This window comes from Spiroplasma sp. Moj, assembly GCF_016082285.1.
GTDB classification, from domain to species: Bacteria; Bacillota_I; Bacilli_A; order Mycoplasmatales; family Mycoplasmataceae; genus Spiroplasma; species Spiroplasma phoeniceum.
This window is the reverse complement of sequence record NZ_MQTY02000050.1, coordinates 1-6,929: the sequence shown is the minus strand read 5'-3', so window position 1 is coordinate 6,929 and position 6,929 is coordinate 1. Positions and strand designations below refer to the sequence as shown.

Annotated in this window: 7 protein-coding genes; 1 reads left to right on the top strand and 6 read right to left on the bottom strand. The window is 28.0% G+C overall.

The genetic code is table 4. From position 1 onward, the window contains the following. Positions 1-38: 38 nt before the first annotated feature. The 6 genes from BST80_RS03165 to leuS all read right to left on the bottom strand — a co-directional run bounded on the left by BST80_RS03165 (position 39) and on the right by leuS (position 6,136). Positions 39-395, bottom strand: a complete 357-nt coding sequence (locus BST80_RS03165; RefSeq protein ID WP_415745936.1) for a binary toxin-like calcium binding domain-containing protein — start codon at positions 393-395, stop codon at positions 39-41. Between the two features lie 37 nt (positions 396-432). Next, positions 433-1,218: an ADP-ribosyltransferase gene (locus BST80_RS03160; RefSeq protein WP_415745935.1), complete on the bottom strand. Its 786-nt coding sequence runs from the start codon at positions 1,216-1,218 to the stop codon at positions 433-435. Between the two features lie 119 nt (positions 1,219-1,337). Then, on the bottom strand, positions 1,338-1,703 hold the full coding sequence (locus BST80_RS03155; RefSeq protein ID WP_415745934.1) for a PTS transporter subunit EIIB: 366 nt from the start codon (positions 1,701-1,703) through the stop codon (positions 1,338-1,340). Between the two features lie 2 nt (positions 1,704-1,705). Further along, positions 1,706-2,512 carry an NAD(+)/NADH kinase gene (locus BST80_RS03150; RefSeq protein WP_415745933.1) on the bottom strand — a complete coding sequence of 269 codons (807 nt, stop codon included), beginning with the start codon at positions 2,510-2,512 and terminating at the stop codon, positions 1,706-1,708. Between the two features lie 86 nt (positions 2,513-2,598). Continuing rightward, positions 2,599-3,678 carry a hypothetical protein gene (locus tag BST80_RS03145; RefSeq protein ID WP_415745932.1) on the bottom strand — a complete coding sequence of 360 codons (1,080 nt, stop codon included), beginning with the start codon at positions 3,676-3,678 and terminating at the stop codon, positions 2,599-2,601. Between the two features lie 40 nt (positions 3,679-3,718). Beyond that, entirely contained in the window at positions 3,719-6,136 is a 2,418-nt protein-coding gene (leuS, locus tag BST80_RS03140; protein WP_415745931.1) for a leucine--tRNA ligase, read from the bottom strand. A gap of 137 nt (positions 6,137-6,273) precedes the next feature. On the opposite strand from leuS, the gene BST80_RS03135 reads away from it, so the two are divergent. Next, positions 6,274-6,864, top strand: a complete 591-nt coding sequence (locus tag BST80_RS03135) for a nitroreductase family protein (protein ID WP_415745930.1) — start codon at positions 6,274-6,276, stop codon at positions 6,862-6,864. Positions 6,865-6,929 lie beyond the last annotated feature (65 nt).

Below are 6,929 nucleotides of genomic sequence, written 5' to 3'. Positions count from 1 at the left end.
ATAATTTGCTATTAGTATCTTTTTAAAAATATTTACAATTATTTTAATAGGTTATGCAAGAAGTCTATTACTCCAATTTTAGGATACGCAGCAACAAGCGGATGACGTGCTTCTGGTAAAACTCCTTGGTCAATTTTTCCTAATACTTTTTCAGCATCCGAATAAGGATCTCCCGTGGTATGACTATTATACGGGTCTGATTTATATTTTATAAATTTATCTGGTTTGTGTTTTTTATCATCTCAAGGAACAATTAATCCCCCTTCAACTGTATAACTATTGATTTCTCAACAATCAGGAATGCCATCATCATCACTATCTAACGCATGCTCACAATCACTGTTAAGGCAAGAACTTTGTTGCTTAATATTATCAATATCTGTATTTTTTTCCATAATATTTACTTCTCCTTTTCATTCTTTGCTTTATTATTTAAAATTTTTTATCTTCTTGTGCTAAAGAAATCTCAACTTTAATACTTTCTTTACCTGTGGTTTTATCTTTAACAATAAGGAAGTTATGATAACGAAAGGTATAACCACGATTTAACAATAATTCATTTTGACCATAATACTTACTAATTTCATCAACATAAATTGCTTTTGTTCCTTTTGGTAAACTAATTCTTAATAAAATTGGATAACACTCCCCAGAATATGATTTATTAGGGTCTTTTGATAAAGACGTACTTAAAAAACTATGTTGCGTAAATTTTTTACCAGTATAGTCTTGCCGAATTTGCGTAAATAAATCACGATTAATTTTATTATTTGCATCACGTAAATTAAGATAATGGTCTGAAAATTGATAGCCACTAACCCGACGAAAAACAACTAATTTTTCATTTGTTTTTGCTTTTTGAAATGATTTATCTAATTTTAAAATTTTATCATTAACTTTCTTTAAATCATTTTTTGTAAATTTAAGTTCAGCTGGAATAGCTTCAATATCATGATATATTTTTCCATTTGTCTTTCGTAAATATTCATTAATTGGTTCATAATTACTTCCGGTATATTGTTCCAAATACTCCTTGAATTCCTTTTTCTCATTTTTTGTTAATTTATTTTCTCAATCATTATATAATTGTCTTCCGCCATTCCTTGCTTCTTCATGTCTGTCTTTATAGTGGCGTAGATTTTTATTAAATTTTTTATTGAAAGGTTGCTTTAATCGTCCTCACGCTGGCACATAAAAAATAAACTCTTCAAATATCATTGCAATTCTTCCTCCACTTTATAATTAAATTATCTCTTAAAAGTAACAAAAAAAGCACGAAAATGCTTTTAACAAATTATTTGCAGATAAAAATAAACAATAATAAAAAATTGTAATAATTATGTTCCAATAATTTTATTCATTTCATCTTTTATTGCTAAACTGATATTGCCAAATGGCAAAATAACAGTTTGGGCAACAATATCAATATTTTTTAATTTAAATTTAGTTTTTAACAAAACCAAATCAACTTCGTCTAAATCTTTTACTGTTACTCGTAACCGAGTTAAGGTTGCTTTAACCATTGTAATATTTGTTTTTGTTCCTAAAATATTAATTAAATCATTAATAGAAAAAGAAAGCACTTGTTTTGGAACAAGAATTTTTTGAAAATTAAAAATCTTTTTCCGAAAAATCATCATTAAAATAAACAACAGCATTAAAATCGTTGCCACAACAATGATAATAATATATTCAGTTTGCATTATTAATTATCTCCTCTGTTATCATTGCAATGAGCAAATAATAACTTCATCTTTGCAATTAGACTCAAATCATTTTCTTTATCATAGCATAAGTTCAATGTTTTTTGACTAATTTTTAACTCTACATCGGAACTTAAAATTTCTGATTCATAAGTATCAATCACTAAACTTTTTCCTTTCAACTCACCATTTAACCTTATTATTTGATCTTGGTCTAAAATAATTGAAGCGTTAATTGTGGAAAAAGTTGAATTTGCCACCGGAGCAATTTCTTTTAATTGCCATAGAGAGGAAATATTAGATGCAATAATGGAACCATTAATTGCTCGCATATAACCTGTTGAACCAGTTTTAGTTGCAAAAACAAGTCCACTTCCCCGGAAATGCTCCAATAAATCATTATTAACATAAATGTCAGTACGAATTGTTTTAACATGGTCAACAACTTTTGCTTCATTTAATGCATAGCGAATAAGATTACCATTATATTTAATTTCTAATAATGGCATTTGGCGAATATGAACTTTATTATTAATAATTGCTTTAATTGCTTTAGGATAAGTATTTTCATCATAGTTGGCATAAAATCCTAATGAACCAGATTTAATTACAATAAAAAAAACTTTATCAATAATATCTTGAAATTTATTAACAGCTCTTAATAAAGTTCCATCCCCACCAATGATAAAAACATACTGTGGGTTACTAAGATCTTCTTTTAATTTATTTTCTTGTAAAAGTTTACTAATTTTATTAACTAACTGTGTTGATTCTTGATAATCATTTGCAATAATTGCATATTTAACCATTGTTCTCGCCACCTTTTTTTCATTTAGTTATATTATACCTTTATTTTAAATTGAAAACTTAATTAAATAAAAAATAGTTAGCTTTGCTAACTATGATTCTTATTGCGAATTGTTAATAATTCAATATCAGTAAATTTTAATAAATTAGTTTGATTAAGATGATAATGAATTTTATTATCTGATCAAAAAATATATTTAAAAGTAAAAGTAATGTAAGTTAATCCTTCTTTAGTATGAAATTTATTACATACGCCGCGAGGAACAGATTCTAATTTTTTTGTTTTTTTATCATATAAAAAACTTTGTGGTAGATAAAATAATAAAATATGGGTTAATGAAACAATTACAATTCCTAAGAAAAACATTGGTAATCAAGCAAATGGCCACATATATTTTGCACCAATAAAGTTTGTATTTCAACCACCAACATTAAAACCACCATTGTTCCATGGTTCACCGCTACTTGGCCTCACAAATAATTGGTTTGTTTTAAAAATTCAGTCTCAAATTACTGCAATAATAGAAAATAATGTTAATCATAATAACTGTCATTTAAATAATAAACTACTATAAGGCTTTCCAATTAAGCCATATTTATAAACATATAAATAAGCAAAAATAATTAATGTATGAAGAATAAAGTAATTATAGTAAAAGAAATTATCTAAACTTCAATAACCATTAACCGGCGTTATAATTGCTAAAATTGGTAAAACAATTGCTGAAGGAGCAACAACTTCAAAAAATTTTCGACTAGGAAAAATTAAAATAAAGCCCGATAATAACTGGTGTAAACTACATAAGTGTAATGGCATAACTTCACTTAAACCACGAATTTGCGAAGGTCCCACCGGTCCTCAAATTCACTCTGTTTTTAAAACAACTGCTAAATAAGTTACTCAAATCGCATATGTTAAGAAATAAGTTATAATTTGATAAATCCCGATTGAAATCCGAAACCATTGTCAATTAACAGTTTTTGCATAATACTTTCTGCAAACAAATAATGAACCAATAATTAAAACAAAAATACTAATGCCAACTAATTGAAAGACATAATTATGACCTTTAAAAAATCACTGGTCAATTCAATCAGCCCCTGGCAGATATGAACCTGCTGGCTCAAAAAAACCTCATGGTCCATTGCTAGAACGAACAAATTGCATTACTTTTCTCCTTTTATTAAATAATTAATATCTTTTCTATTTATTTTATAACAAAATTAATAATTTTATTTTTAATAATAATTTCTTTAATAATCTCATGCTTATCTAAAAAGGTTTGAACATTGCTATTAGCTTTAGCCAAAGCTGATAATTCTTCTTCTGATGTATCAAGTGGTACTTCTAATTTAGCACGTAATTTACCATTAACTTGAACTGCAATTATAACCTCATTTTTTTGTAAATATTTTTCATCATATGTTGGCCATGTTGACAATGCAACTGATGATGGTTGATTTAATTTTGTTCAAATTTCTTCTGCTAAATGTGGAGCAAACAAACTTAACATTTTAGTAAACCCTTCAAAATACGGTTGATAAATTGGACCTTTTATTTTATAACAAGCATTAATAAAGACCATTAGTTGTGAAATTGCTGTATTAAAACTTAATTTTTCTAACATTTCTGTGCTGTTTTTAACTATTCTATGATAAACAAAATCTAACTCATGATTATTATCTTGCGAAAAATTATTATTTTTAATAAGACGATAAACGCGATCTAATCATTTTCGTGCTGAATCTAAGCCATTTGGATTTCAAGGCAATGATGCTTCAATTGGTCCCATAAACATTTCATATAAACGTAATGTATCAGCCCCATGTGATTTAATAATATCATCAGGATTAATCACATTTCTTTTTGATTTACTCATTTTTGAACCATCTGTCCCTAAAATCATTCCTTGATTAACTAATTTATAAAATGGTTCAGAAGTTGGAACTAATTTTTGGTCATATAAAAATTTATGTCAAAAACGTGAATATAATAAATGCAAAACAGCATGTTCTTGGCCACCAACATATAAATCAACTGGCAATCATTTTTTTAACAAAGCTTGTGCTTTAGCACTACGTAAGTCTAACAGTTGCTTATCTTCCATTAAAATATAAGCTAAATAATATCAACAACTACCCGCTCATTGCGGCATCGTATTAGTTTCTCGGCGTCCTTTTTTTCCAGTACTGTCAATAACAGTTAATCATTCTGTGGCATTAGCTAATGGTGATTCTCCCGTTTGTGATGGTTTAATATTTGTTATTTTTGGTAATTCTAACGGTAATTCTGTTTCATCAACTAAACTAATTGAACCCTCTTCTCAATGAATAATTGGAAAAGGTTCTCCTCAATATCGTTGACGAGAAAATAACCAATCACGAAGTTTATAAGTAGTTTTAACTTTCGCTTTTCCAGCTGCTGTTAAAACATCAATTGCTTTTTTTGTTGCTTCTTCTGTCATTAAACCATTCAAAAAATCAGAATTAATATGTTTACCATCTTTATTATGTAATTTATTATAATGTTCTCCTTCAATAACATAACTAATTGGTAAATGATATTTTAAAGCAAATAAATAATCCCGTTCATCATGACCTGGCACAGCCATCACAGCACCAGTTGCATAAAATGGTAACACATAATCAGCAATTCAAATTGGAATAAGCTTTTCATTAATTGGATTAATAGCATAACTACCAATAAACATTCCATTTTTTTCTTTACTAATATCTTGCCGATCTAAGTCAGTTTTTGTTTTTGTTGCTGCTAAAAATTTTGTAACAGCAGTTTCATATTCAGGTGTTGTTAATTTTGAGACTAATGGATGCTCAGGTGCTAAAACAAGATACTCAACACCAAAAATTGTATCAGCACGGGTTGTAAAAACATTAATAATTTCTGGATTATTTTGGACCGCAAACTTAATTTCAGCACCAACTGATTTTCCAATTCAATTTCGTTGTAACTCTTTAACTGATTCTGGCCAATCAACTTCATCTAATCCTGCTAATAATTTTTCTGCATAGGCAGTAATTTTTAAAACCCATTGTCGCATTGGTTTTTTAAAAACTGGAAAATGTCCACGTTCAGAAACCATTTTTCCATTAATATTTAAGACTTCTTCATTAGCTAATACTGTTCCTAATTCAGGACATCAATTAACATCAACATCACGCATCTCAGCTAATCCATTTTGATATAATAATTCAAAAATTAATTGTGTTGTTTTAAAAAACTCTGGTGAAGAAGTATTAACTTCTTTTTCATAGTCATAACTAAAGCCAAGTGCTTTTAATTGGTTACGAAAATTAGCAATGTTTTGCAAAGTAAATTCTGCTGGATCATTCCCTGTTTGTAAAGCATATTGTTCAGCTGGTAAACCAAATGCATCTCAACCAATTGGATGCAAAACATCATAACCTTGCAATTTTCGCATACGACTAATTACATCAGTTGCAACATATCCTTTTGGATGTCCAACATGTAAACCTGCTCCTGATGGGTATGGAAACATATCTAAAATATAAGCTTTTTGCTCTGAATTATTTGTTGTTTTAAAAGTTTGATGTTCTTCTCAATATTGTTGTCATTTTTGTTCAATTGCTTTATGCGAAAATTCCATCTTTATTACCCTTTCTAAATTTTTATCTTTTTAATTATAACATTGTTCCAAAATTTGTTAGTAATTTAAACACTTTTAATTACATTTTTATTAGCGTATAATAAATTTATAAATAAATTACAGAATGGGAGAAAATTATGAGCGTACAAGAAGCAGCAAAGTTTCGAAAAGCAATTAAAATCTATGATAAAACAAAAGCAGTTAGTGAAAGTGATTTAAAAACAATTTTAACAACTGGAGCCTTAGCACCTAGTTCTAATGGCTTAGAACCAGTAAAAGTTATTATTATCAAAGATCAAAAATTAAAAGAACAAGCAGCATTAAACTGTTTTATGCCTGGCAATCAGCAAAAAGTAAAGGATACCCCAATTTTAGCATTACTATTAGAAGCAAATGGTGATTATTTAACATCTGAAGAATTTTTAACCAATCGCTTAGAACGAATTTTTAGTTGTGAAACATTAAAAACAAATGTGCGAGGAATGAGTAATTACTTAAAAAGTTATCCAAGTCCAGATATGTTTTCGGATGAACAAACACATCTTGTCACTAGTTTTATGGCATTACAAGCTGCTGAATTAAAAATTGGATCAAGTATTGTGGGCGGAATTACGCCACTGCAAGCAACCTCATTTTTTACAAAGCATAATATTGTGGACCCAACAAAATGACATTTATCGTTAGGAATGCTATTTGGATATTATTATGACAATAGACTTCTTGCATAACCTATTAAAATAATTGTAAATATTTTTAAAAAGATACTAATAGCAAATTATAATTTTAATTAATT